General features: G+C 69.6%; 24 protein-coding genes and 2 pseudogenes. 14 read left to right on the forward strand and 12 right to left on the reverse strand.

All coding sequences use genetic code 11. The features are described from left to right. Positions 1-56: 56 nt before the first annotated feature. The gene (locus GPZ80_RS08465; RefSeq protein WP_187219680.1) at positions 57-446 is read left to right on the forward strand and encodes a VOC family protein; all 390 of its coding nucleotides are present in this window, start codon (positions 57-59) and stop codon (positions 444-446) included. Between the two features lie 9 nt (positions 447-455). On the opposite strand, the gene GPZ80_RS08470 is transcribed toward GPZ80_RS08465, so the two are convergent. After that, entirely contained in the window at positions 456-1679 is a 1224-nt protein-coding gene (locus GPZ80_RS08470) for an Nramp family divalent metal transporter (protein WP_246476858.1), read from the reverse strand. Positions 1680-1833: 154 nt separating this feature from the next. On the opposite strand from GPZ80_RS08470, the gene GPZ80_RS08475 reads away from it, so the two are divergent. Continuing rightward, entirely contained in the window at positions 1834-2439 is a 606-nt protein-coding gene (locus tag GPZ80_RS08475; protein ID WP_187219682.1) for a TetR/AcrR family transcriptional regulator, read from the forward strand. Beyond that, positions 2436-2516: pseudogene (locus GPZ80_RS33645) on the forward strand (HAD family hydrolase); the annotation flags it as partial. The gene GPZ80_RS08475 and the pseudogene GPZ80_RS33645, both read left to right, overlap by 4 nt. Here the strand turns inward: GPZ80_RS33645 and tnpB are convergent. Beyond that, positions 2516-3907, reverse strand: a complete 1392-nt coding sequence (gene tnpB / locus GPZ80_RS08480; RefSeq protein ID WP_187219683.1) for an IS607 family element RNA-guided endonuclease TnpB — start codon at positions 3905-3907, stop codon at positions 2516-2518. The pseudogene GPZ80_RS33645 and the gene tnpB sit on opposite strands and share 1 nt — an antisense overlap. 137 nt (positions 3908-4044) lie before the next feature. On the opposite strand from tnpB, the pseudogene GPZ80_RS08485 reads away from it, so the two are divergent. Then, positions 4045-4575, forward strand: a pseudogene (locus tag GPZ80_RS08485) (haloacid dehalogenase-like hydrolase); the annotation flags it as partial. Here the strand turns inward: GPZ80_RS08485 and GPZ80_RS08490 are convergent. Beyond that, positions 4554-4745, reverse strand: a complete 192-nt coding sequence (locus GPZ80_RS08490) for a hypothetical protein (RefSeq protein WP_091379279.1) — start codon at positions 4743-4745, stop codon at positions 4554-4556. The pseudogene GPZ80_RS08485 and the gene GPZ80_RS08490 sit on opposite strands and share 22 nt — an antisense overlap. A gap of 187 nt (positions 4746-4932) precedes the next feature. On the opposite strand from GPZ80_RS08490, the gene GPZ80_RS08495 reads away from it, so the two are divergent. Next, complete coding sequence (locus GPZ80_RS08495) at positions 4933-5319, forward strand: cold-shock protein (RefSeq protein WP_187219803.1); 387 nt, start codon at positions 4933-4935, stop codon at positions 5317-5319. Between the two features lie 2 nt (positions 5320-5321). On the opposite strand, the gene GPZ80_RS08500 is transcribed toward GPZ80_RS08495, so the two are convergent. The 3 genes from GPZ80_RS08500 to GPZ80_RS08510 all read right to left on the reverse strand — a co-directional run bounded on the left by GPZ80_RS08500 (position 5322) and on the right by GPZ80_RS08510 (position 8359). After that, a complete protein-coding gene (locus GPZ80_RS08500) occupies positions 5322-5771 on the reverse strand; it encodes a DUF2771 family protein (protein ID WP_187219685.1) in 450 nt (149 codons plus the stop codon). A gap of 10 nt (positions 5772-5781) precedes the next feature. Then, complete coding sequence (locus GPZ80_RS08505; RefSeq protein WP_246476859.1) at positions 5782-7488, reverse strand: MFS transporter; 1707 nt, start codon at positions 7486-7488, stop codon at positions 5782-5784. A 79-nt stretch (positions 7489-7567) separates the two neighbouring features. Then, entirely contained in the window at positions 7568-8359 is a 792-nt protein-coding gene (locus tag GPZ80_RS08510; protein WP_376771658.1) for a glutaminyl-peptide cyclotransferase, read from the reverse strand. A gap of 67 nt (positions 8360-8426) precedes the next feature. On the opposite strand from GPZ80_RS08510, the gene GPZ80_RS33650 reads away from it, so the two are divergent. Together GPZ80_RS33650 and GPZ80_RS08520 are read left to right on the forward strand one after the other, a co-directional pair. Continuing rightward, complete coding sequence (locus GPZ80_RS33650) at positions 8427-9782, forward strand: DUF3027 domain-containing protein (protein ID WP_312880198.1); 1356 nt, start codon at positions 8427-8429, stop codon at positions 9780-9782. Next, the gene (locus GPZ80_RS08520; protein WP_187219687.1) at positions 9779-12817 is read left to right on the forward strand and encodes a sacsin N-terminal ATP-binding-like domain-containing protein; all 3039 of its coding nucleotides are present in this window, start codon (positions 9779-9781) and stop codon (positions 12815-12817) included. The genes GPZ80_RS33650 and GPZ80_RS08520 overlap by 4 nt, the downstream gene beginning before the upstream one ends. A gap of 69 nt (positions 12818-12886) precedes the next feature. Here the strand turns inward: GPZ80_RS08520 and GPZ80_RS08525 are convergent, their stop codons facing one another. Next, the gene (locus tag GPZ80_RS08525; protein ID WP_187219688.1) at positions 12887-13147 is read right to left on the reverse strand and encodes a DUF2530 domain-containing protein; all 261 of its coding nucleotides are present in this window, start codon (positions 13145-13147) and stop codon (positions 12887-12889) included. Positions 13148-13165: 18 nt separating this feature from the next. Between GPZ80_RS08525 and GPZ80_RS08530 the strand changes: the two genes are divergently transcribed. Next, entirely contained in the window at positions 13166-14656 is a 1491-nt protein-coding gene (locus GPZ80_RS08530; RefSeq protein ID WP_187219689.1) for an NCS2 family permease, read from the forward strand. 208 nt (positions 14657-14864) lie between these two features. Then, positions 14865-16166 carry an MFS transporter gene (locus tag GPZ80_RS08535; protein WP_222719086.1) on the forward strand — a complete coding sequence of 434 codons (1302 nt, stop codon included), beginning with the start codon at positions 14865-14867 and terminating at the stop codon, positions 16164-16166. 165 nt (positions 16167-16331) lie between these two features. On the opposite strand, the gene GPZ80_RS08540 is transcribed toward GPZ80_RS08535, so the two are convergent. After that, positions 16332-16967 (reverse strand): superoxide dismutase, encoded by a 636-nt coding sequence (locus tag GPZ80_RS08540; protein ID WP_187219691.1) that lies wholly within the window; start codon positions 16965-16967, stop codon positions 16332-16334. Between the two features lie 79 nt (positions 16968-17046). Beyond that, positions 17047-18543, reverse strand: a complete 1497-nt coding sequence (locus tag GPZ80_RS08545; protein WP_187219692.1) for a glutamate-cysteine ligase family protein — start codon at positions 18541-18543, stop codon at positions 17047-17049. Positions 18544-18718: 175 nt separating this feature from the next. Between GPZ80_RS08545 and GPZ80_RS08550 the strand changes: the two genes are divergently transcribed. The 5 genes from GPZ80_RS08550 (at position 18719) to GPZ80_RS08570 (ending at position 21398) form a co-directional block, all read left to right on the forward strand. Then, a complete protein-coding gene (locus GPZ80_RS08550; protein WP_187219693.1) occupies positions 18719-19549 on the forward strand; it encodes a TrmH family RNA methyltransferase in 831 nt (276 codons plus the stop codon). After that, positions 19527-20114, forward strand: coding sequence for a DUF2537 domain-containing protein (locus tag GPZ80_RS08555; protein ID WP_187219694.1), 588 nt, complete (start codon positions 19527-19529; stop codon positions 20112-20114). The genes GPZ80_RS08550 and GPZ80_RS08555 overlap by 23 nt, the downstream gene beginning before the upstream one ends. Positions 20115-20176: 62 nt before the next feature. Continuing rightward, a complete protein-coding gene (locus GPZ80_RS08560; protein WP_091379252.1) occupies positions 20177-20506 on the forward strand; it encodes an ArsR/SmtB family transcription factor in 330 nt (109 codons plus the stop codon). After that, complete coding sequence (locus GPZ80_RS08565) at positions 20506-20982, forward strand: SRPBCC family protein (RefSeq protein WP_187219695.1); 477 nt, start codon at positions 20506-20508, stop codon at positions 20980-20982. The genes GPZ80_RS08560 and GPZ80_RS08565 overlap by 1 nt, the downstream gene beginning before the upstream one ends. Before the next feature lie 2 nt (positions 20983-20984). Continuing rightward, positions 20985-21398, forward strand: a complete 414-nt coding sequence (locus GPZ80_RS08570; protein ID WP_187219696.1) for a VOC family protein — start codon at positions 20985-20987, stop codon at positions 21396-21398. Between the two features lie 112 nt (positions 21399-21510). Here GPZ80_RS08570 and GPZ80_RS08575 read toward each other — a convergent pair whose 3' ends face one another. The 3 genes from GPZ80_RS08575 to GPZ80_RS08585 form a co-directional block, all read right to left on the reverse strand. After that, positions 21511-22086: a dihydrofolate reductase family protein gene (locus tag GPZ80_RS08575; RefSeq protein WP_187219697.1), complete on the reverse strand. Its 576-nt coding sequence runs from the start codon at positions 22084-22086 to the stop codon at positions 21511-21513. A gap of 92 nt (positions 22087-22178) precedes the next feature. Beyond that, positions 22179-24056 carry an ABC transporter ATP-binding protein gene (locus GPZ80_RS08580; RefSeq protein ID WP_187219698.1) on the reverse strand — a complete coding sequence of 626 codons (1878 nt, stop codon included), beginning with the start codon at positions 24054-24056 and terminating at the stop codon, positions 22179-22181. Then, positions 24053-25819, reverse strand: a complete 1767-nt coding sequence (locus GPZ80_RS08585; protein WP_187219699.1) for an ABC transporter ATP-binding protein — start codon at positions 25817-25819, stop codon at positions 24053-24055. Before GPZ80_RS08585 ends, GPZ80_RS08580 begins: the two co-directional genes overlap by 4 nt. Between the last annotated feature and the right edge of the window lie 65 nt (positions 25820-25884).

Consider the following 25884-nt stretch of genomic DNA (forward strand, 5'->3'; position numbering starts at 1 on the left):
TGAGCGCAGCATGGGTTGGCCGCGCCGGACGGCGCGGAGTGGACGAGGGAGGTCCCATGCTCAACAAGTCAGCCATCACCACCATGCTCCCGGTGTCCGACGTCGACCGTGCCACCCGGTTCTACGGTGAGACCCTCGGCCTGACCCTGCGCGGCAAGGGCCCCGACGGGGCCCCGTACTTCGCCGCGGGCATGGGCGACGCGATCGGCCTTATGCCCGCCAAGGACACCATGCCCAGCAAGCACACCGTGCTGAGCTTCGAGGTCGACGACGTGGCCGCGGAGATCAAGGAACTCGAAGGCCGCGGCGTGCGGTTCGAGGACTACGACCTGCCCGACCTGCGCACCGAGAACCACATCGCCGAAATGGGCGGCGAGAAGGCGGCCTGGTTCACCGACTCCGAGGGCAACATCCTCTGCCTGCACCAGGACAGCAAAGCCACATAGTCAGCAGGCTCAGTTGGTTACTGTCAGCCACACCAGCCCGGCGTCGAGCACGATCACCGCGGCGGTGACCACCCAGACGACCGCCGTCACCGCCGGGTGGTTCGTCCGCGAGCCCATCAGCGTTCGGCGCGAGGTGAGGATGACCAGCGGGATCAGCGCGAACGGCAGGCCGAACGACAACACCACCTGAGTGCCGACGAGCGTCCGCGTCGGGTCGTCGGCGATGGTCAGCAGGGCGATGGCGGGAACCAGGGTGAACAGCCTGCGCGCGGCCAAAGGGACCTGTTTGTGCAGCAGGCCGGACATCACGACCGCGCCCGCGTGCGTGCTGACGGCCGTCGACGCGAGACCGGAGGCGAGCAGGCCGACGGCGAACAGCAGGGCGAACACCGGGCCGAGGTGCTCGCCGACGGCGGCGTGCGCTTCGGCCAGGCAGTCCACATCGGACATCGCGGGCAGTGCGCCCGCGGCGAGCATGAGCACCGCGAGGTTCACCAGGCCTGCCAGCGACATCGCCGTGGCCACGTCGGCACGGGTCGTGCGCAGCGCCCGGGTCAGGCCTTCCGTGCTGGCGCGCGCGCCGCGGTCCTTGGCCAGCGCCGAGTGCAGGTACACCGCGTGCGGCATCACGGTCGCGCCGAGCATTCCGACCATCAGCCACAGGCTGTCCGGCCCGATGTAGCGCGGGGTGACGCCGGAGAGGATGTCCGCGTCCGAGGGCGGCGCCGCGACCAGGCCTGCCAGGAAGCCGATCCCGACGATCGCCAGCAGGGCCACGACCACGTGCTCGAACTTGCGCTGACCCGCTTGGTCGCGCATCACGAGCAGGCCGGTGGACACCGTCGCGGTGATGATGCCGCCAAGCAGCAGCGGCACGTCGAACAGCAGGTTCAGCGCGATCGCCCCGCCGAGGACCTCGGCCAGCCCGGTCGCGACGAGGACCAGTTCCGCCTGCGCCCAGTAGGCCAGCCGGGCCGGGGTGCCGAGCCGGTCGCGCACCGCCTCGGGCAGGGACTGGCCGGTGACCAGGCCGAGCTTCGCGGCGAGGTACTGGATCATGCCGGCGAGGACCGTGGTGCCGATGACCACCCACAGCAGCGCATACCCGTAGCGGACGCCCGCCGCGGTGCTGGTGGCGACGTTTCCGGGGTCCACATAGGCGATGGCGACGACGAAACCGGGGCCGATAAGCGGGGCGCCCGCACGAACGCGGCTGTCTGCGGTCGTCGCCAAGTCGGCTCCCCCTCTCGCACTGGCGAGCTTGGACACATGATGTTGTTCTGTCAACCATCTCGCTCGTTTACGCGCTGAGTAGTCGGATTCCGGTAGACCGCCAGTCACTTGTCCAGACAGTTGACATCCTTGACATAGCTGTAATCTCGGGCCCATGACTGTTCGTGTGCCTTACGCGGAGGCAGCGAAAGCGCTCCTGCGGGAGACCCTGCTGACCGCCGCGGGCGACGTGCTCCGCGAGCGCAGTTGGCCGGAGACGACCATGGCCGACGTCGCCAAGGCCGCCGGTGTGAGCAGGCAGACCCTCTACAAGGAGTTCGGGTCCCGCCAGGGCTTCGCCCAGGCGTACATCCTGCGGGAGGCCGACCGGTTCCTGACCGCGGTCGAGGCGGCCGTCGCCGCCAACGTCGACTCGCCGACCGACGCGGTCACCGCCGCGCTCGAGGTGTTCCTCACCGCCGCGGCCGAAGAGCCGCTGATCAAGGCCATCGTCGCAGGCGACGGCAGCGACGGCCTGCTCGAACTGGTGACCAACCACGCGGGCCCGATCCTGTCCGCCGCCACCCACCGGCTCAAGGAGTGCCTGATCGACAGTTGGCCCATGGCCGCGCCCGCCGACCTCGGGCTCGTCGCCGAGAACCTGGTGCGGCTCGCGGTCAGCTACGCCGCGTCCCCGTCGGGCACGCCCGCCGAGACCGCGCGGTCGGTCTCCGCGGTGGTCGGACCGGCCGTCGACCACTTCATCGGCGTCGCGCGGTGAGCCTCGCCGTCGGCTTCGACCTGGACATGACGCTGATCGATCCCCGGCCCGGCATGGTGCTGCTGATGAACACCGTTCACGAAACGCGTGAGGACGTGTCGTGAGCCTTCACCTTGCGGTGCGGCGTTGGCCCAGCTTGGTGGCCGGGTCTTCCCGTGGCGGTACCCGGTGCCCGCGTGGAGCGGGTCTTACGTGGGTTTCCATCGGGCTCGTTTTGTGTCGCCCCGTAACTCGGGGAGGACATGCCACCTGTGACCTCGTTCACCATCTGGGCAAGGTTGCGGGCGGCGTTGAGATCACGATCCACGACGAATCCGCACTGGTCGCAGTGGAACGTCCGTTCGGACAGGCGCAGTTTGGCTTTCACCGCGCCACAGGCCGAGCAGGTCTTCGAGGATGGGTACCAGCGGTCCGCCAGGTGCACGCGGCCACCGGCCCACTCGGTTTTATAGGTGATCTGTCGGCGTAGTTCGCCCATGCCGACTCCGCCGATGTGCCGGGCGAGGCGACGATGACGCAGCATCCCGGCGACGTGGAGGTCTTCGAGCGCGATCACGCCGTGGGTGCGGACCAGCCGGGCGGAAAGTTTGTGCAGCCCGTCGCGGCGGGCGTTGGCCACCGCGGTGTGCAGGCGCCTGATCCGGGTCTGGGTCTTGCGCCACCTCGCCGACGGGGCCCGCCGGGTGCGTCGGTCCGGGCCGATGCGGCGGGCCGCCTGCCGCTGCAACCGGCGCAGCTCCCGCAGCGCGACGTCGAGATGTCGGGGGTTGGCGATGACCTCGCCGGTCGAGAGCACGGCCAGCGACTTGATCCCGAGATCCACGCCGACTACCGAGTCCGGCCGCGTCGGGGCGGGGTCGTGGCGGTCGATCTCCACGGAGAACGAGCAGAACCACCGTCCACCCTGATAGGCCACGGTGGCCGAGCGGATGCGGGCGGTGCCGCGCTCGACGTGCCGGGCGAGTTTCCGGGTCGACTCATGGGTCCGCATAGCGCCTATACGGGGCAGCTTCACATGCCTGCGGTCACCCCCGGTCAAACCGAAGCAGCCGGTGGTGAACCGGCACGACAACCCGGCGCGCTTGCCCTTGAACCTCGGAAACCGAACCTTCTGGCCCTTGATCTTGCCGGTCCTAGACCCATTCCAGTTCGTCAACGCGGTCGCGAGATTCGCCAGCCCCGACGAGTACGCCTCTTTCGAGTTCTCACCCCACCATGGCGCGACCGCGTTCTTCGCCTGGTTCCAGTCCTTGCGAAGCGAGTACGCCGACCAGTTCAGCCATGGTGTCAGGTCGGCCTCGGCGAGGCGACAGGACACCTCCGCCGCCCGCTGGGCAAGGTTGGCTTTCACCCGCGCCAACCCCCAGTTGTAGGCGTACCGCTGCCCACCACAATGCGACCGCAACACGGCCTCCTGGGCCACAGTCGGGTCCAATGCGTACCGGTACGCCTGCAACACCATGGTCATCACCGCGGACCGTACCGACTACCACCGACAAAACCGTCACCACCCCACACCGGGCTCCAAGCCGCATCGAGGACCTCAACCATCACACTCAGACACGGATAGGCACAGAATCGCGAACGGTTCTCAACCCTTGCGCCGAGACGGGTCTGCCGCTACCCGGAGAGCACTTCGCGGAGAACCTCGGGCCGCCGCTCGACATGATCTTCCGCGGCTACGGCGCACCGGAGGAGCGGGTGGCCGACCTGGTCGCCCGGTTCCGCTTCCTCTACCCGGACATCGTGGTGCCCGCGACCGTGGCCATGGCCGGGGCGGCGGACGCGCTCGCCGCGGTGCGGGCCCACGGCGGCCGCACGCTGGTGCTCACCGGCAAGTACACCTCGAACGCCGCCCTGCACCTCAAGGCGCTGGGCTGGGAGGTCGACGTGCTCGTCGGCGGCCTGTGGGCCGCGGGCAAGGGAGTCGAACTGGCCAGGCACCAGGCGTCCGTCTACGTGGGCGATCACGGCGGCGACATGGTGGGCGCGGTGGCCGCGGGCGCGGTCGGTGTCGGCGTGACCACCGGGCCCTGCGACGCGGAGACGCTACTGGCGGCGGGCGCCGAAGTGGTCCTGAGCAGCCTGGACGAGTTCCCGGCGTGGCTGGACTCTCACCTGCGCCGAACGGCGTGACCGATGCCGAGGATCAGGCCCAGCGGCAGGCCCATGGTGACCATCCACAGCCACGGCGCCTGCTTGTCCATGGCGGCGAGCACGAAAATCGCGACCACAGCCACCAGCCCGATCGCGAACAGGACGAACGCGATCGTGAGCATCCGGCTGCCGCGTGCGGTTTCGGTCATGCGGCCAGGATAGTTCGGGGCCTGATCGGTAACGCCGCGGTGGTGTGGATACGAAGTAACCCGAGCGCCCATCTTTGGCCTACTCTGGAGAGACGCGCCCCGGCACGCCCAGGGCGCGTTCGTCTTGCGTGGGACGCGGTCCGCACACGCGCGGGCGGGACAAGTCGACGAGGGAACGGTGAGATCAGTGCCGACCGGCAAGGTCAAGTGGTACGACTCGGAGAAGGGTTTCGGGTTCGTCACGCAGGATGGCGGTGAGGACGTCTACGTCCGCTCCTCCGCCCTGCCCGCGGGAGTCGAAGGGCTCAAAGCGGGCCAGCGCATCGAGTTCGGGGTGGCCGACGGCCGCCGCGGGCCGCAGGCGCTGTCCGTGCGGCTCATCGACGCCCCGCCGTCGGTCGTCGAAGCCCAGCGCAGGCCCGCTGAGGAACTGCACGGCTTGATCGAAGACATGATCAAGATGCTGGAGTCGGTCATCCAGCCCGATCTGCAGCGCGGCCGCTACCCGGACCGCAAGGTCACCAAGCGCATCTCCGAGGTCGTCCGCGCCGTGGCCCGGGAGCTCGACCCGTAAAGCTAGTTCACTTCCATTACCCATTGGCCTACGCGCAGGAGCTGGTCGCCGTTCACGACGGCCAGCTTCTGCACGGCCGCGAACAGCAACTGGTCGGCCGAGTCCGGCAGTTCCAGCGTGTACGCGTGCTGCTTGTTGGCCGGGAGGAACACCCGGCTGCTCGCGTCGACCCGCTTGCCCTCGCGGTCGAGGTAGGAGAACAGGACGCCCCAGGGCTCTTCGGCGATCTCGGACGACACCGACACCTGCACGACCTTGCCCGGGCGGATCTTCAGCCCGACGACCGCGTCCGCGTTCTCGTCGCACTTGCGCTCGGCGATGTCGCAGAGGATCTGCGGTGTCGCGCGGATGGCGTTGCCGTCGGCGTAGAAGGTGACGTCGGGCGGCGGCGGGGTCGCCGAGCACCCGGCCAGCAGGACACAGGCGACGGCGGTGATGAGGACTCGGCGCACGTCGCTGACCCTACGGCCCGGCGCGCCTGGGCGGCGGCGGTGGTCCCTCGTGCAGTGTCGCGGGTCGCATGTCGCTCATCCGCACGCGCCCTGGCCGCACGGGACGGTCGCCGCCGAGCCCGGGAATCAGCGACTGCCCGCGCCGCGACAGCAGCGTCTGCGTCAGACCGATCGCCAGCATCACCGACACCACCAGGAAGCCGACCCACCAGATCGGCGGCAACAGCACGCCCACCGCGCCGCCGAACACCCAGCCGAGCTGCAGCACCGTCTCCGACCGGCCGAAAGCCGACGCACGGGACTCCTCGGGCAGGTCGTCCTGGATGACCGCGTCGAGGCTGTTCTTCGCCAGCGCGCTGGCGACCGCCCCGACCAGACCCACCATGGCCGCGGCGACGATGCCCGCGGTGAACGCGGCGACGATCGTCGAGGCGAGCGCCCCCACCACGCACCCGAGCACGACCTGCTCCGGCCGTCCGACGTGGATGCGGGCGCCGACGGCGTTGCCCGCGAAGCTGCCGAAACCGGCCGCGCCCGCGATCACGCCGAGCAGCAGCAGCTGTTGGACGGCGTCGGTCTCGTTCTCCGCGCGGACCGCGAACGCGGCGAACATCATCAGGAAGCCGGTGAGCACGCGGATCGTGCCGTTGCCCCACAGCGACACCACGACGTGGCGGCCCATGGGCTGGCGTTTGGGTTTGTCCGGGTGGGCGCTGATCGACGCGGGCACCTCGCCCTCGGTGACCTCCACCCAGGCCGGGATGCGCAACGCCTGGAACGCGCCCGCCAGGCAGATCGCCACGGTGAACCACAGCGCGCCGGGGGAGCCGAAGATGTTCGCCAACAGGGCCGCGAACCCGCCGAACACCGCGCCCGCCGCGAGGCCGAACACCGTGAGCCGGGCGTTGGTCTTGGCGAGGGTGATCTCCGGCGGCAGCACTCTCGGGGTGACCGCCGCCTTGAGCACAGTGAACGACTTCGAGAGCACCATCTTGCCCAGCGCCGCCGGGTAGAGCAGCCAGCTGTCGAAGTTGAACACCATGATCACGCCCATCAGCGCCTGGCCTGCCGCCGCGGCGCACATGGCGAGCCTGCGTCCGCGCTGCAACCGGTCGAGCATCGGACCGATGACCGGCGCCAGCAGCGCGAACGGGGCGACGGTGATCAACAGGTAGAGGGCGACCTTGCCTTTGCTCTCACCGCTCGCGGCGGAGAAGAACAAAGTGTTCGCCAGCGCCACGGCCAGCGCCGCGTCGCCCGCGTAGTTGAACATCGTGGCGTAGGTCAGCGCGGACAGCCCCGACTTGTCGGCCCCGTCGGCGTGGGCGGCGCGTTTGAACGCCGCGATGGCCTGACCGGTCAGCTGCTTGCTGCGCAGCGCGGCGACCCGGGTGACGGTGAGCTTCTTCGGGTACTGCGGCGGTGGCGGCCGGTCGTCCGGGGGCGGGGTGTCCCGCGGCGGCGGGTAGCCGCCGACGTCACCGTAGGTCTCGTACCCGGAGTGCTCGAACCGGCGCGTCGGCGGGCGGTGGGCCGCGATGGCGTCGGTCGGCGGTTCCTCGCGCCGCCACGGCGGCACCTGCCGGGGGACGGCGCGCGTCGGCGGCTCAGCGGGCGGCTGGTAGCCCCACCTCTTCTGGCCTTTCCGGGCCGCGCCTCTCGCGTCGCCCTCGCGGCCGCGGCCGGGTGGCGGGTGATCGGCGGAACCGGAGCGCATCACATATCCATCCTGCCGTACTGGAGTGCTTCCGGGTGGTTAGACGTGCGAGGTCGGCGATGGATGCGCGACGAAAGTCTCAGCCTTCGAAGCGGATGCGGAACATTTTGGGCCAAAGCTTCCCGGTCACCAGGAACTCGTCGGTCCCGGGGATGTTCGCGATGCCGTTGAGGACGTCGGCGCCCGCCCGCTGCTCGCGCGGAAACAGAGCCGAAAGGTCGGCGACGCCCGTGAGCCTGCCCGACGCCGGGTCGACGCGGACGATCTGGTCGGTCTGCCACACGTTCGCGTAGACCGCGCCGTCGACACATTCCAGTTCGTTGAGTCGCGTCACCGGTCCGTCCTCGCCCGCGACTCTCACCTCGCCGCGGGGCTCGAACGTGTCCGGGTCGCGGAAGGTGAGCTTGTCGGTGCCGTCGCTCATGACCAGCCGCCTGCCCCCGCCGTCGAAGCAGAGCCCCCAGCCCTCGCCCTGGTATTCGACCCGGCGGCGTTCGGCGAAGGTCGCGCGGTCGCGTTCGATGGCGACACCGTCCTGCCACGTGATCTGCCAGATGCGGTCGTCGACGACGGTGATGCCCTCGCCGAAGAACTCCGCGGGCAGCGCGCCGCGCTGCCTCACGGCGCCGGTGGTCGGGTCGATCGCGCGAATCTCGGACTGCCCGACCAGGCCGGTGCCCTCATAGAGGACACCGTCGACCAGTTCGAGGCCCTGAGTGAACGCGGCGGCGTCATGAGGGCGGTCTTCGAGGACTTTGACCGTCAGTTTCGTCGTGCTCACGGCGGGCGGCTGGGCGGGTTCGGTCGGCGCCGAACAGCCCGCTACGAGGCAGGCCAAGGCCAGAGATGCGGCGAGGCGACGGGCGATCACGGTTCTAGCGTGGCATGGCTGTCGAAGGCCCAATGGCCGTGGGGCACAATCGTGTGTGATGAGCCCGATGCCAGCACCAGAAGCCGTGACCGACCCCGCGCTGCTAGCGGCGGTCGACTTCGCGCGCGCCGCCGCCCAGGAACAGGCAGGCGCGGAGGTCGGTACTCACGTCGCGGCCGAGCCTGAGGACTCCCACGCCGTCACCCACCTCTTCGAAGCCGACAAACCCGGCTACCGGGGCTGGCGCTGGGCGGTCACCGTCTCGAGCGCGGGCCCCGACACGAAGGTCACGGTCAGCGAGGTCGTGCTGTTGCCCGGCCCCGACGCCCTCACGGCGCCGCCCTGGGTGCCGTGGCAGGAGCGCGTGCAGGCGGGCGACCTCGGCGTCGGAGACCTGCTCCCGACCGCCCCGGACGACCCGCGGCTGGCGCCGTCGTACCTCGGCTCGGACGACCCGTACGTCGAGGAGACAGCCCTCGAGATCGGCCTCGGCCGCCCCCGCGTCATGTCGCGCCTGGGCCGCGTCGAGGCCGCGGAACGTTGGCAGGCGAGCGACTTCGGCCCGGAAGCCGACATGGCCCGCAGCGCTCCGGCGCACTGCGGCACCTGTGCCTTCTACCTCCAGATCACCGGCGCCCTCGGCGCCGCCTTCGGGGTCTGCGGCAACGAGATCGCCCCCGCCGACGGCCGAGTGGTGCACGCGGAGTACGGCTGCGGCGCCCACTCGGAGGCGGAGGTCGAACAGATCTCCCCGGTCCTCGTCGCCGACCTCATCTACGACGACGCCACCCTGGACTACGAGCCCGCGGAGCGCGCGACCAAACCGGCCGCGCAAACCAAGCCCGCCGAAGCTGCAGAAGGGGATGAGTCCGAGCCCACGGCAGCCAGCACCACCGGCTCCGACCAGCAGTTTCGCAACACCGACGACTACGAATCCGCCGCCGCCGGGCCCGAGTCCGTCGTGGCCGAGGCTGCGGCTGACATTGAGGACCTGCCGGCAGGTGATCTCGCGCCTGCCGGAGACGACTCGGGTGCTGATCGTGCGGTTGCGGAACAGATGGGCAACTCGCCGGAATCGGTGACGATTGACGAGGTCGATGATGACCTTGCGGCGGATGTGGCAGCGGCGGACCAGTCGGATGACCTGACGTCGGATGAGACGGTGGTCGGCGATGTCGTCGAGCCCGTCACCGGCGAGGACGATGATGCGCCCGTGACCGGTATGGCCGTGGACGAGCCCGTGGTTGAAGAGCCGATCAGTGAAGCCGCCGGCGAGCAGCTTGCGGGCGACTCTGTGGTGCCTGATGTCGATGAGCCCGTGACCGGCGAGCCGAACAGCGAAGCCATGGATGAGCAGCGCGCGGCTGAGTCCGTGGTGCCTGACGTGGATGGGTCCGGCGACGAGTCCGACCCGGTCGGGTGAGCGGGTTCGATCCGTTCGACACGGCTGCTCTTCGGGCGGCGGTGTTGTCGGCCTGGACCGCTTCACCCACCCGGTTCCGCGAGGACGCCAACGCTGAGGAAGACCTCTACCTCGGCGGCTACCGCGACCGGCTCCTCGTCGAACTCGCGCAGAACGCCGCGGATGCCGCTGAGGGCAGCGGAATCCTGCGGGTGTCCCTTGTGGACAACGAACTTCGGGCCGCCAACACCGGGCGGCCGCTCGACGCCGCCGGGGTGGCCGCGCTGGCCTCGCTGCGCGCTTCGGCCAAGGCCGGTGGGGTCGGACAGTTCGGCGTCGGGTTCGCCGCAGTCCTCGCGGTCACCGACGCGCCGCGGGTGGTTTCGGCCGGTGGGGGTGTCGCGTTCTCCGCCGACGACACACGCGGCGCGGTGGCCGAGATCCCGGCCCTGGCCGCGCGAGTCGCCGAGCGGGCGGGGCGGGTTCCCGTGCTCCGCCTGGTCTGGCCCGTGGACGAGACACCGCCGTCGGGGTTCGCCACCGAGGTCCGGCTGCCGCTGCGCGCCGACGTCGACGGGGCCGCGTTGCTGGCCGGGTTCGCCGAGCAGGCCGTGGACCTGCTGCTGGCCCTCCCCGGCCTGCACCGCATCGAGATCGACGACGCCGTCTGGGAACGCGCCGAAGAGCCGATCCCCGCCGCCGAGGCGACCGTGGCCCGCGCGGAGAAGCCGGTGCCCGAGACGACCGAACTCGCAGCCTGGGAACTCGCACCCACGCCCGAAGACCACCCCGAGGCCATCAGGCAGCCGGGCGAAGGCGCGCGGGTCGAGATCCGTGGCCCCGAAGGTGTTTCCGCCTGGCTCGTGTACCGCGTCGAAGGCACCCTCGGTCAGGACATCGCCGACACCCTCGGTGTCGAAGCCCGTCCACACTGGACAGCCTGCTGGGCCGTTCCGGTTGGCAACGAAGGCATCCCGCGCCCACAGACCGTCGACGTGCTGCACGCCCCCACGCCGACCGACGACCGGCTCTCCCTCCCGGCCCGCCTGGTCGCGACGCTGCCGATCGAGCCGACGCGCAGGCGGGTGCGGCCGGGGCCCGCCGCAGACGCAGTGCTGGCCGAGGCCGCGAAGGCCTATCCCGAGCTGGTGCGACTCGTCGCCGACGAGCACCGCACAAGCCTGGTGCCGCGAGCCGGTTTCCCGCTGTCCGAAGTGGACGACCGGCTTCGCGAGATGCTGCTGGCCGAACTCAGGCAAGCGGAATGGTTACCCGCCAAGGGAAAGTACCGTTCGCCCGCCCGGTCGAAGGTGCTCGACGTCGAAGCCGAAGGGCTCGCCGAGCTCATCTCCGACATCCTCCCCGATCTGCTCGACGGCCCGCTGTCCGCCCAGCGGCACGCCGCTTCCCTTGCCGCGCTTGACGTCCCGCGCATCTGGCTGGCCGAGATGGTCGAAGCGATCACCGGCATCACCCGGCCGCCGACCTGGTGGCGCGAGCTGTACACCGCCCTCGCCCCGATCGTCGACACCGACCCCGGTGCGCGCGCCGAACTCGGCGGCCTCCCGGTCCCGTTGGCCGACGGTCGCACCCTCCCCGGCCCTCGGGGCACCGTTCTACTCGACGGCGCCGCCGATCTGCTCGACCTGTTGGCGCACACCGAAGTCGGCGCGCTCCGGGTCGTCCACGCCGACGCCGCCCACCCGGTCCTGGAGAAGCTCGGCGCCCATGTCGGCGTCCCGGTCGACGTGCTCGACGGGCTCCAGGAGGCCGTCGAGAGCAGTCTCGACGACGCCGAGTCCGGTGTGGACACTTCCGGTCTGGTCTCCGTCGTGCTCCGCCTGGTCCGCGATTCCGGTGTCCGCGCGGGCGACAAGCCCTGGCTCGGTGCGCTGGCGCTGCCCGACTCGGTGGGTGACTGGCGCCGCGCCGACGAACTCGCGCTGCCCGGCTCACCCCTGCTCGACGTGCTCGACGAGGACTCCCCGGTCGGTGTCCTCAGCGCCGATCTCGCCGCGCGGTGGCCTGAGTCCGTCCTGATCGCGCTCGGCGTGCTCGACGCGTTCGCCCTGGTCGTCGACGAGAACCCGACCGGACCCGACCACGACCTGGCCGACGAGGCGCAGTGGTGGGACGCCAGCCCCGAACCGCCCAGCCGGGTCATCGCCGTGCGCGACCTCGACCTCGTCACCGAGGACGCCTGGCCCCGCGCGCTGGCCCTGCTGGCAGGCGAGCCCGACACCTGGCGCGCGCTGCACGAGGCGGGCGGCTACACCGGCTGGTGGATCTCCCGGCACGCCGTCATCGGCGGCGCCGCCCCCGGCGAGTGGCGGATGCCCGAGGCCCGTGAGCTGGCCGGACTCTACGACGAGGTGCCCGACATCGGTGTCGACCCGCGCGTCCTCGCCGCGATCGGTGTCCGCACCGAGCTCACGATCGGCAGCCCCGAAGACGCCGAGGAACTGCTGGGCAGGCTCGGCGACCTCGACCGTGTCGTCAACCCCGGCACCGTCCTGCGCGCCCACGCCGCGCTCGCCGAGGCGGTCGTCGACGAGGTCATCGAACCGGCCGACGTGCGCCCGCCCGCGGGTGTCCGCACGCTCGCGGGAACGGTGAAGGACGAGTGCTCGGTGCTCGACGCGCCCTGGCTGCTCGCGGTCGTCGGCGAGGACGCCGTGATCTCGGCGGGCCCCGACTTCGCCCTCGCCGAAGCCCTCGCGGACCTGCTCGACCTGCCGCTCGCGTCCGAAGAGATCGGCGGAGAGCCCGCGCCCGCGGGGGAGTTCGTGCCCTGGGCCGACCTGGGCGCCGTCGCCGCGGCGTGCGACCTGCTCGGGGTCGACGTGCCAGAAGGCGGCGCGATGGTCCACGACAAACTGGTCATCCAGTGCGCCGACGGCGACCACCCGGCGCCATGGTGGGTCCACGACGGCGTCGCGCACTGCGAGGACACCCCGCAGGCGCTGGCCCGCGCGCTGGCCTGGACGACGGACCGCTGGCTCGACCGGCACACCCTCGCCGAACTCATCGAGGACCCGGCGAACCACCTGATCTAGTGGCCCGGCCAACGTTCCTGGACGAGTCACTAGTCACGAATCCCGTGGACCGGACTCCCCGGACAGGACCTAGTCGACCTTCTGCGCGCCCCTTGCGCCACGAAGAGAAGCTCGGCGCTGCCAAAACATGATCAGGGCACCTACGATGCCCAAAGCGGTGCCCGACACGGCCGTCCACAGCCACACCCGTGGAACCGTGTCGGCGATCAGCAGGGCGACCGCGGCGAGGAACCAGAGACCGGTGCCGACGTACACGATGGGACCCAGCGCCAGCAGCCGCCCCGGAAGCGGCGGCGGCGGACGCAGAGTCTGAGTGTGTTCCTCGGCCATATCCCGGAAGGTTACGTCATGGCTGAGCGCGAGCAGTACCGCGAAGCACCGGAGAAGGAAGAGCCGAGCCGGTCCGCCCTGGACCGTTTCTTCAAAATCAGCGAACGCGGCTCGACCCCGGCCCGCGAGGTCCGCGGCGGGCTCGTCACGTTCGTCACGATGGCCTACATCATCGTCCTCAACCCGCTGATCATCGGCAGCTTCGCCGCGGACGACGCCGCCGCGCACCGGGACCTATTCGGCGCGATCCTCCCGGTTGACCAGGTCGCCGCCGCCACCGCTCTGGTCGCGGGCGTGCTGACCATCCTCTTCGGACTCGTCGTGAACTACCCGTTCGCGCTGGCCACCGGCCTGGGCATCAACACCCTGGTCGCGGTCACCATCGCCCCACAGATGACCTGGCCGGAAGCCATGGGCCTGGTCGTCATCAACGGCCTGGTCGTGCTGCTCCTGGTCGTCACCGGCGTGCGGACCGTGGTGTTCAACGCCGTGCCCGGCTCGCTCAAGTCGGCGATCGCGGTCGGCATCGGCCTGTTCATCGCCCTGATCGGCCTGGTCGACGCCGGGTTCGTGCGCAGGCTGCCCGATTCGGCGAACACCCCGGTCCCGGTCGGGCTCGGCATCAACGGCTCCATCGCGTCCTGGCCGACGCTTGTGTTCGTGGTGGGGCTGATCGTGATGGGCATCCTCGTCGCGAAGCGGGTCAAGGGCGCCATCCTGCTCGGCGTTCTCGCCGGGACGGTCCTCTCGATCGTCATCGAGGCGATCGTCAAGGCGGGCCCGTCGATGGGTACCAACCCCAAGGGCTGGAACCTCGGCTACCCGTCGCTGCCGGACACCGTCGTCGGCCTGCCCGACCTGTCGCTGCTCGGCGATGTCTCGTTCGGCGCGTGGTGGCGGGTGCCCGCGATCACCGCCGCGCTGCTGGTGTTCACGTTGGTGCTGACCGACTTCTTCGACACCATCGGCACGATGACCGGCCTGGCCAAGGAAGCCGGGCTGATCAAAAAGGACGGTGAGCTGCCCGGCGTCAGCAAGGCGCTGTTCGTCGACGGCCTCGGCGCCGTCGCGGGCGGCGCCGCGTCGACCAGTTCGAACACCGTCTACATCGAATCCGCCGCGGGGATCGCGGAGGGCGCGCGCACAGGGCTGGCCAACGTGGTCACCGGCCTGTTGTTCCTGCTGGCGATGTTCTTCACCCCGCTCTACCAAGTGGTGCCGATCGAGGCGGCGGCGCCCGCGCTGGTGGTGGTCGGGGCGATGATGATGGGGCAGATTCGCGAGATCGACTTCAGCGACTTCAGCATCGCGCTGCCCGCGTTCCTGACGATCGTGGTCATGCCGTTCACGTACTCGATCGCCAACGGCATCGGCGCGGGCTTCGTCAGCTACGTGGTGCTGCGCCTGGTGACCGGCCGGGCTCGCGGGGTGCATCCGCTGCTGTGGGTGGTGGCGGTGGCCTTCATCGTCTACTTCGCCATCGGCCCGATCCAGGCGGCGCTCGCCTAGTCCGACAGTGGCCCGCCGCACGATCGCGTGCGGTGGGCCCTATTAGTAAGGTATGCTAAGCATCATCGAGTCAGCCCCGGTCGGACGTGTGCTGACCACCTGAATCATGCGCGCGCGGCCGGGATCATCTACAGGATGGCGGTAGCGCGAACCAGTGCGGGCACACGCGGGTGACACCCGAGAGCAGCAGTCCGAACGCGCCTCGCCCCTGCCCACGCCACGGCAGCGCCCCGATCCCGCGCCCCCGGCTCTCGCTGGAACGTTCTCGTCCCTGCGGATTCGCAACTACCGGCTCTTCGCCGCCGGGAATCTCGCCTCGAACCTCGGCACGTGGATGCAGCGCATCGCCCAGGACTGGCTGGTCCTGGTGCTCAGCGGGCACAACCCGGTAGCGCTCGGGATCGCCGCGGCGCTGCAGTTCGCGCCGACGATCCTGCTGTCCCTGTGGGCAGGGGTCCTGGCCGACCGGCTGGACAAGCGCAAGCTGCTGGTCGGTGTGCAGCTCGGTGTCGCCGCGTGCGCTCTGGTGCTCGGCGTTCTCGACGTGACCGGCCTGGTCGAGGTCTGGCACGTCTACATCCTGTGCTTCGTGGTCGGCGTGTTCTTCGCGATCGAGGTGCCGGTCCGGCAGTCGTTCGTCGCCGAGATCGTCGGCCGCTCACAGGTCACCAACGCCATCGCGCTCAACTCGACCGGGTTCAACCTCGCCCGGGTGGTCGGTCCCGCGATCGCCGGCTTGATGATTGTCCTGATCGGCACCGGCTGGTTGTTCATCGCCAACGCTGTGCTGACGCTGGCCGTCGTCGCCGGCCTGGTCCGGATGCGGACCGCCGAACTGCACCGCACGCCGAAGATCCCGCGCCAGCGGGGGCAGCTCATGGCCGGCCTGCGCTACGTGCGCAAACGCCCCGACATCATGACCGTGATGGTGCTGGTCTTCTTCGTCAGCACCTTCGGGATGACCTTCTTCGTGACCCTCGCGGTGGTCGCCGCAAACGTTTTCGGCAAGGACGCGGCCGGGTACGGCGTGCTCTCGACCGCCTTGGCTGTCGGCACCCTGGCGGGCGCGCTCCTCGCGGCCCGGCGCAGCTCGAACGGCAGGCCGCGGACCCGGCTGCTGCTCGGCGCGGCCTTCGCGTTCGGGGTGCTGGAAGTGGTGGTCGGCCTGATGCCGACGTACACGGCCTTCGCGATCGCCCTGTTCCCCGTGGGCCTGGCGCTGATGACCTTCATGACCACCGCGAACGCCACCGTGCAGCTGGCCGTCGCGCCGGAGATGCGCGGCCGGGTGATGGGGCTTTACATGCTGGTCTTCCTGGGTGGCAACCCCGTGGGCGCGCCGATGGTCGGCTGGATGGCCCAGCAGTGGGGAGCGCGGTCGCCGCTGTACATCGGCGGGTCGATCGCGGCGCTGACGGCGGTGGCGTGCGGGGTGTTCCTGGTCCGCCGCGGCGGGGTCAGGCTGCCCGCCCCGAAATGGCGTCGACAACGGGTGATGCGGAGGAAGTGAAGTTAGGCTAACCTAAGTCTCGTCGCCTCGTGGTGGGGGTGGCAGTCAGTTCGGGAACAGTGAGACCCCGCTCCGTGCGTCCGGAGCGGGGTCTCGCCGTTTCGGCGGGCAGCTTGTCGGAGCGGGCCCGCCTGGTTAGTGGCCCGTCCAGGAACGAGCCACTGGCTACGCCGCCGGAGCGGGCGGACGCAGGCCGTTGGAGCCCGCGCGGGCCGCGTCGAACCGGGCGGCCACGTCAGCCCAGTTCACGATGTCCCACAGGCGATCGAGGTAGTCGACCTTCAGGTTCCGGTATTGCAGGTAGTACGCGTGCTCCCACGCGTCGAAGACCAGCAGTGGCGTGGTCGCGATCGACAGGTTCGAGTGGTGGTCCTTGAGCTGCTGGGTGATCAGCCGCTCGCCGACCGGGTCCCACGCGAGCACGCCCCATCCTGAGCCCTGGATGGTCCCCGATACCGCGCTGAGCTGGGCGCGCAAGCCGTCGAACGAGCCGAAGTGCTCGTCGACGGCCGCGGCCAACTCGCCGGTCGGCTTGTCGCCGCCGTCCGGGCTCAGGTTCTTCCACCACTGGTTGTGCAGCGTGTGGCCCGCCAGGTTGAACGCCAGCGCGGCCTCCAGTCCGGCGATGGAACCGAAGTCGCCGTTGTCGCGCACCTCGGCGATCTTGTCCAGGGTGTCGTTAGCGCCCTTCACGTAGGCGGCGTGGTGTTTGCCGTGGTGCAACTCGTTGATCTCGGCGGTGATCACCGGTTCGAGCTGGTCGTAGTCGTAGTCCAGGTCAGGCAGGACGTAGGGAGCCACAACTCTCCTCAGGTGTTGTTGCCAGTCAGTTCTAACTGCAACTTACTGGCAACTAACCGTCCGGTGTGGCTTGGGGTGATCAGTCCTCCGGCCAGGCGTGGACCGGTTCACCCTCGGTGCTCAGCTCGATGTAGCGGCGCAGCATCCCGGTGAGGGCTTCGTCGCGGTCCATCCCGCGGCTTTCGAGCTGGGCGACCATGGCGCGCTGCCAGGTCGACCCGGTGCGTCTGGCCAGGCAGCGCTGCTCGATCACGCCGAGGTAGCGCTCCCGCCAGAAGTCCGGCACACCGCAGTCGACCAGCCCCTCGTGCGCCATCGGCAGCAGCTTGCGCAGCACCAGTTCGTCCGGCGGGATCCAGCCCATGCCGGGCCAGTACAGCTGGGCGTCGAAGGCGTGCCGGGCGCCGGAGTAGAGGTTCTCCTCCGCCGCCTGGAACGACATCTGTGTCCACACTGGACGCTCCTCGTTCGTCAGCGCTCGCTGGGCGCCGTAGAAGAAGGCGGCATTGGCCATCAGGTCGATGACCGTGGGGCCCGAGGGCAGCACCCGGTTCTCCACGCGCAGGTGGGGGACGCCGTCCATGACGTCGTACACCGGCCGGTTCCAGCGCCAGATGGTGCCGTTGTGCAGCCGCAGCTCCGCGAGTTTGGGCGCCCGTCCCGAATCCAGCGCCTCGAACGGGTCCTCCTCGTCGACTTCCGGGAGCAGGCCGGGGAAGTAGCGGACGTTCTCCTCGAACAGATCGAAGATCGACGTGATCCACCGCTCGCCGAACCACACCCGAGGTCGCACACCCTGGTTCTTGAGTTCCTGTGGCCGGGTGTCGGTGGCCTGCTCGAACAGCGGGATGCGCGTCTCGTGCCACAAAGCCTTGCGCAGCAGGAAAGGTGAGTTGGCGGCGAGCGCGACCTGAACGCCCGCAAGGCACTGCGCGGCGTTCCAGTTCGGGGCGAACTTGTCCGGCGGCACCTGCAGGTGTAGTTGCGCGGACGTGCACGCCGACTCCGCGAGGATCGAGTCCTGCAGGCTGCGCAAGCGTTCCACGCGCTGGCCGGGCAGCGCGGTGCCCTCCATGTTGAGCAGCATCTCCTCGCCGCGCGCGGCGAAGATCTGGTCGTTGAGCTGGCGGTAGCGCGGACTCTGCGAGAGCCACTTCGACTGGAAGTGCTCGCCGCGCAGCGTCGGCAGCGTGCCGATCATGACGAGCGTGGCGCCCGCGTCCTGCGCCTTCTCGCCCGCGTCGGCGAGTGTGGCGCGCAACTCGGTCTCCAGATCCGGCGATTGGTCCCCGCGCAACGGCCTGGGCCGAACGTTGAGCTCGAGATTGTGCTGGCCGAGTTCGGTCGTGTAGCTGGGGTCGTCGATCTTCTCCAGCACCGTGGTGTTGAGCATGGCGGGCCGCAGCGAACTGTCGACCAGGCTCAGTTCGATCTCCAGGCCCATCCATGGCGGGGACTCCGCGAAGCCGCCTTCGTTGAGCATCCGCTCCAATGCGTCCAGACACCGCTGCACTTTCTGGCGGTATCGCTGCCGGTCTTCCTGGCTGAAAGCATCGGTCGTGAGGTCCTGCCCCATGCCGTCCTCCCCGTCCGGCCGGATCGTCCGGCATCCGTGCGGGAAGCCAACGTTTTCACAGGGTTGTGGTCCTTGCTAGCGGCCAAATTGGTGCCGTGAGTTATGTCGATGTCACGCTGAGCAAGCAGTGTCGGTTGCCGCCCGGTTCGGGCCCGACCATGCGAAACTGCGCGGTGTGGCGCAGGTGATCGAGGTGACCGATTCGTCGGATCCCAGGCTGGACGACTTCCGGGACTTGTCGTCCGCCGACCGGCGCCCGGACCGGCCCGGCGGACGCGGTCTCGTCATCGCCGAAGGGGTCGTCGTGGTGCAGCGGCTGCTGGCCTCCCGCTACCCCGTCCGCGGACTCCTCGGGGTCCGGCGCCGGATCGAGGCGCTGGGTCCCGAACTCGACGGACTCGACGTGCCCGCGTACGTGGCAACGGCTGAGGTCATGGCCGAGACCGTCGGCTTCCACCTCAACCGCGGGGTGCTCGCCGCGGCCGACCGCGCGGTCCCGCCCGACGTCGCCGAGTTGGCCGCCGAGGCCAGGGTTCTGGCGGTCCTCGAAGGGGTCGGCGACCACGAGAACCTGGGTTCGATCTTCCGCAACGCGGCGGCCCTGGGTGTGGACGGCGTGCTGCTCGGCCCGGGCTGCAGCGACCCCCTCTACCGGCGCAGTGTCCGGGTCTCGATGGGGCATGTGCTCGCGGTGCCGTTCGCCCCGCTCGAACCGTGGCCCGATGGGCTCAAATGGTTGCGCGACAGCGGATTTCGGGTATTGGCACTCACCCCGGCGGCCGGTTCGGTACCGCTGTCCGAGGCCGTCCGGTCCGGCGAACGGGTGGCGGTGCTGCTGGGCTCCGAGGGGCCCGGTCTGACCGATGAGGCCATCGCCGCGGCGGACGCGGCGGTGCGCATCCCGATGGCGGGCGGGGTCGACTCGCTGAATGTGGCGACCGCGGGGGCGGTCGCCTTCTACGCGCTTGGTGGAGGGGACGACGGTGGAGCTGCACGCCAGGGATGAGCGGGCGGTGCTGGTCGGACACGACGGCACGGCCGAGCGCGAGGTCGACCCGGACAGCCTCGCCTTGGGCGCCGACCTCGCGGCGTCGCTGCACGAGTGGGCGCGGGTGGTCGGAGCCGTGCACCGCAGTGAGGCGGGCGAGCCGGGTCAGGCCGGGTTCGTCGTGTCGCGGCGGGGCAGGCAGCTCGCGGGCCGCGTCGCGAACGCCATGGGCCGCCCGATCGGCTACGTGGACCCGCTCACCGGCGAGGTGTCGGTGGTCGAGCCCGCCGAGCGTCCGAGCGCCCGGCGGCAACGGCCGCCCGAGCCGACGCCATGGCTCACCGGCCTGACCGTCGCCTTCTTCGCTTTCGTCTTCGTCGCGGTCGCGATCAACGGGCTTGCCGTCACCCTGGCCGAGACCAGCCCGCTGCTGGGTGTCGGATCGAACCTCGTGGTCACCGCGGGCCTGCTGCCCTCGATCTGGCTGGCCCGCCGCACCCCGGTCCTGCGCTGGTTGGCAGTGGGGACGGCCGCGGGCATCGCCGTGGGCTGGATCGGGCTGCCGTTCATCCTGTTCGGCTGACTTGACGTGCGGGTCCCGCCGGGATATAAATCCACTCGGTTATACAACCGAGAGGTTATGGAATGGCTGTCGACCAGTTGGACGCGACCTTCGCCGCGCTCGCCGACCCGACCCGGCGGGCGATCCTCAAGCGGCTCAAGTCGGGCGAGGCCACGGTCATGGAACTGGCCGCGCCGTTCGAGATGAGCCAGCCCGCGATCTCCAAGCACCTCAAGGTGTTGGAACGGGCGGGCCTGATCTCCCGCGGCCGCGACGCGCAACGGCGCCCGTGCAGGCTGGAACCGGGTCCGCTCAAGGCGGCGACGGACTGGCTGGAGAACTACCGCCGCTACTGGGAAGAGCAGTACCAACGCCTCGACGCACTGCTCGACGTGCTCAAAGAGGAGACCTGATGACCGTCACCATCACCACCCCGTCGCCCACGGAACTGGCCGTCACCCGCTCGTTCGACGCCCCGCGAGCGCTGGTCTTCGACGCTTTGACCAAGCCCGAACTGCTGAAACGCTGGCACGGCGCTCAAGGCTGGAACCTGATCGAGTGCGCGGTCGACCTGCGCGTCGGCGGTGACTGGCGGTTCGTCTCCCAGGGGCCCGGCGGCATCAAGATGGGCCACGGCGGCGTTTACCAAGAGATCGACGCCCCCGCCCGACTTGTGTACACGGAGTCGTATGACGACCAGTGGTTCGAGGGCGAAGCCCTGATCACGGCGACCCTCACGGAAACGGCGGGTCGCACGACCGTCCGCACGGTCCTGCGTTTCGGCTCGACGGAGATCCGAGACCTGGTCGCCGCGTCCCCGATGGAATCCGGAATCAGCCAAAGCTACGCACGCCTCGACGACGTGCTGGCCTCAGTGTCGAAAGGCTGACCATGAACTGGACCCTGGAAGTCGTAGTCGTACCGGTCACGGACGTGGCCCGCGCCAAGAAGTTCTACGCCGAAACCCTCGGCTTCAACGTCGACCACGACACCTTCGTCAGCGAGGAGATGCACGTCATCCAGCTGACACCGCCCGGATCGGGCTGCTCGATCGTCATCGGCAAGGGCGTCGGCGTCATGGAACCCGGCTCCCTGCAAGGCCTGCAGCTGGTGGTGAACGACCTGCGAGCCGCGCACAAGCAGCTGACTGAGCGCGGGGTTGAAGTCAGCGAAATCCGCGTGGCGGGCCCGAACGGCTTCGAACCGGCTGTCGACGGGGACGAACTGAACAACGCGGGCTTCTGCTTCTTCACCGACCCGGACGGAAACGGTTGGGCGGTACAGCAGATCACCGCCCGCCCCTAACCCGCGAGTCCAACGTCCAAGACAGTGAGTCCAACGTTCAGAGCAGTGACCCGGGCTCTGAACGTTGGACTCGATGTTCTGAACGTTGGACTCGCGAGTTGGTGTGGGCGGGTCAGTGGGCGACGTCGAAGACCAGCTTCTGGATGCCGTTCGAGTAGGACTCGCTCTCGACCAGCTTGAGGTTCTGCTTGTCCTTGTCGGCGTCGCTGAACAGGCGCTTGCCCGCGCCGAGCAGGACGGGGAAGACCAGCAGGTTGTAACGGTCGATGAGGCCCGCGTCGGCAAGGGCGCGGTTCAGCGCGGCGCTGCCGTGGACGATGATCGAGCCACCCTCGGTCTCCTTGAGCGCGGCGACGTCGTCGAGCGAGCGCAGGATGGTGATGTCGCCCCAGTTGGACACCAGGTCCTTCTCCTGCAGCGTGGTCGACACGACGTACTTCGGCATCGCGTTGTAGTCCTTGAAGTCCTCGGTCATCGTCGGCCACACCGGCGAGAACGACTCGTAGCTGACCCGGCCCATCATCATGGCCGACGCCTCGCCCTGCTCCTGGCCCTTGAGCTCGTAGGCGGCCTCGTCGAACTCGACGTCGTTGAAGGTCCAGCCTGTGTTGCGGTAGCCCGGTTCCCCGCCGGGCGCCTCGATGACGCCGTCGAGCGAGACGAACGCGGTGGTGATCAGGGTGCGCATTGGTAACTCCTTGTTGTTCTGCTGTGCTGTCAATCAGTTCGACGAACGGGAGTGCGTCGAATCGACACTCGCGCCGAAAACTTGATGCTCGGTCAGGCCAGGGAATCCTGCCAGGCAGTGTGCAGGTCCGCGAAGTGACCGGTGTTCGCGATCAGCTCCGCGGGCGAGCCGTCCTCCACGATGCGTCCGTCAGCCACCACCAGCACCCGGTCGGCGATCAAGACCGTCGACAGGCGGTGGGCGATGATCAATGCCGTGCGGTCCGCCAACACCGACTCCAGTGCCGTCTGCACCGCCCGCTCCGTCGGCACGTCCAAGCTTGACGTCGCCTCGTCCAGCACCAGCACCGCCGGGTCCGCGAGGAAGGCGCGGGAGAAGGCGACCATCTGGCGTTGACCCGCCGATAGCCTGCCCCCTCGCTTGCGGACGTCGGTGTCGTAGCCCTCCGGCAGCGCCTCGATGAACGTGTCGGCGCCCACTGCCCGCGCCGCCGCCTCGATCTCCGCGCGGGTGGCGTCCGGGCGGCCGAGGGCGATGTTGTCGGCGACCGAGCCCGCGAACAGGAAGTTCTCCTGGGTCACCATCACCACCGAGGCACGAAGGTCGACATCGGACACCGACCGCAGGTCGACCCCGTCGAGCAGCACCGCGCCGGATGACGGGTCGTAGAAGCGGGCGACAAGCTTGGCCACCGTCGACTTGCCCGCGCCGGTCGCGCCCACCAACGCCACTGTCTGGCCCGCCGGGATGGTCAGGTCGAACTTCGGCAGGACCACCGGACCCGTGGGGGAGTAGCGGAACTCCACTTGGGCGAACTGCACCGACCGGCCGCCCGCGTGCGGCCGCAGGGTGACCGGGTTCGCCGGGTCGAGGACGTCTGGCTCCTCTTCCAGCAGACCGGAGATCTTCTCCAGGGCCGCGGTCGCCGAGGTATAGGAGTTGGCGACCATGGCCAGGTCGTCCAGCGGGTCGTAGAACCGGCGCAGGTAAAGGGTGAACGCCGTGAGGACGCCCAGTTCCAGCCCGCCGTTCGCGACCCGGTAGGCGCCGATCGCGAGGACCATGGCCAGCGACAGGTTGCCCACCAGTCGAACCGTCATCGTGAACCGGGCGACCACGTTGAGGGCCTTGCTGTTCGCGCCGCGGAAGCTCTCGTTCAGCTCGTCCATGATGGACTCGTTGCGCGACTCGCGGCGGAAGGCCTGCACGGCCCGCATGCCGTTCATGGTCTCGACGAACTGGACGATGATCTTGGCGATCGAGCCGCGGGTGTCGCGGTAGGCCTGGCCGGAGTTGCGGTAGAACCACCTGGTCACCAGCAGCAGCGGGATGAACCCGGCGAGCACCAGCAGCGCCATCGGGGTGTCCAGCACCAGCAGCAGCACCGCGATGCCCGCGACGGACAGGATGGCCGACAGCAGGTCGTCGAGGCCGTCCTCCAGCAGGTCGTCGAGGGAGTCGAGGTCGCTGGTGAGCCTGGAGATCACCTTCCCGGACGTGTAGGACTCGTGGAACGACAGCGAAAGTCGCTGCGAGTGCCGGAAAATGCGCATCCGCAGGTCCAACAGCACGTCCTCGCCGATGCGCCCGGACAGCCGCAGGAACAGGTACCGCAGGCCCGCCGAGCCGACGCTGGTGATCACGTACGCCGCCACGCACCACGCCATCACCGACGGATCGCCGTCGATCGCGGCGGGGATGCCGGAGTCGATGGCGATCGCGATGATCAGCGGGCCCGCCAGGGTCGCGGCGTTGTCGGCCACGACGAACAGCAGGGCGAGCAGCGCCTGGCCCAGGTGCGGCCGGATCAGCGAGCCCAGCAACCTGCGGGAGCGCGCCTTCAGCTTGAGGCTGGTCGCGTACGCGACCTCCTCGGTGTCCTCGGCGGCGACCCCGCGCCAGGCCTCGGCCTCGCGCGGGCTCTCGACGCTGTCCTTGGCATGGTCGGCGGCGTCCTGTGGCGCGCTCACGTGCTCACCTCCTCACGGTCCATAGTGGACAACAGTGCTCGGTAATCCTCGTTGTGTGCCAACAGTTCCGAGTGCTGTCCGACGGCGATGATGCGTCCGCCGTCGAGCATCGCGACCCGGTCGGCCAGCTGCACGGTGCTCGGCCGGTGCGCCACGACCAGCGCGGTCACGTCCTTGAGGACGCTGCGCAGCGCGTGTTCGACCTCGGCCTCGGTGTGCACGTCGAGCGCCGACAGCGGGTCGTCGAGCACCAGGACCTGCGGCTTGCCGAGCACCGCCCGGGCCAGCGCGAGCCGCTGCCGCTGCCCGCCGGACAGCGACAGCCCCTGCTCGCCGATCCGCGTGTCCAGCCCCCACGGCAGCTTGTCGACGAACTCCTCCGCCTGCGCGATCCGCAGGGCCTCGCGGACCTGCGCGTCCGTCACGTCCTCCGCGCCGAGCGCCACGTTCTCCCGGACGCTCGCGGAGAACAGCACCGGCTCCTCGAACGCCGTCGCGACCGCGGTGCGCAGGTCGTCGAGCGTCAGGTCCCGCACGTCCACGCCGTCGATCGTGACCCGGCCCGCCGTCACGTCGGCCAGCCGAGGCACCAACGCGGTGAGCGTCGTCTTGCCCGACCCGGTCGCGCCGACCAGCGCGATCGTCTCGCCCGGGCGCACGTCGAGGTCGACCCCGCGCAGGGTGTCGCGCTCGGCGCCCGGGTACCGGAAGTGGACGCCCTCGAACCGGAGGCTGCCCACACCGTCGGCGGGCAGGCGCTTCGGCTCGGCCGGGCCGGTCACGGAGATCTCGGCGTCGCGGACCTCCCAGTACCGCTCACATGCCGTCGCGGCGTCGTTGGTCTCCGCCAGCAGCCACCCGATCGAGTCGGTCGGCCAGCGCAGGTAGGTCGCCACCGTGATGCCCGCCACCAGGGTGCCGACCGTCATCGACCCCTCGACGACGCCGGTCGCACCGAACAGCAGCATCGCGCCGATCCCCAGCTCGGGCAGCATGATGATCGCCGCCCACAGGACCGCCAGGACCCGGATCTTGTGCAGCTCCGTCTTCCGCAGCTCCTTCGCCTCCGCGGCGAACCGCTCCGCCAGATGCCTGCCGCGCCCGAAGGCCTTGAGCACCCGGATGCCCAGGACGGACTCCTCGACAGTTGTCGCCAAATCGCCTGCCTGGTCCTGCGAACGCCGCGACAGCACCGAGTACTTCGACTCGTACTGCGTGGAGATCAGCACCAGCGGAGCCGTGCAGACCAGCGTGATGAGACCGAGCGTGGGGGACAGGACGAACAGCACCGCCAACCCGGCCAGCAGCGTCAGGGTGTTGACCACCAGGAAGATCACGCCGAACGCGATGTACCGGCGCAGCGTCGACAGGTCCGACACCGCGCGGGAGAGCAGCTGCCCGGACTGCCACCGGTCGTGAAACGCGATCGGCAGCCGCTGCAGGTGCTGGTAGAGGTCCATCCGCAGGGCGGCCTCGACCTGCGTGCTCGGCCGCACGATCAGCCTGCGGCGCACGTAGAACAGGATCGCCTCGGTGGACCCGAGCACCGCCACCGCCAACACCAGCCATGGCAGCGGAGCGGTGTCGCGCGCGGCGACCGGGCCGTCGAGGATGCGCAGGATGATCAGCGGGATCGTCAGGCCGCACACCATCGAGCCGAGCACGGCCACCGCCGAACCGATCATCCGACTGCGAACGGGTCGCAGGTAAGGCAGGAGTCTGAGCAGCACCCAGACCCGCGTTCCCTGCCGTTCGGTGTCCATGAGGCCCCCTGTCGCCTCGATCGACGTTAGCCACGGAGCGTGGCCGGGTCATCTGAATTACGAGC

It is taken from the genome of Actinokineospora xionganensis (assembly GCF_014323725.1).
Classification (GTDB): domain Bacteria; phylum Actinomycetota; class Actinomycetes; order Mycobacteriales; family Pseudonocardiaceae; genus Actinokineospora; species Actinokineospora xionganensis.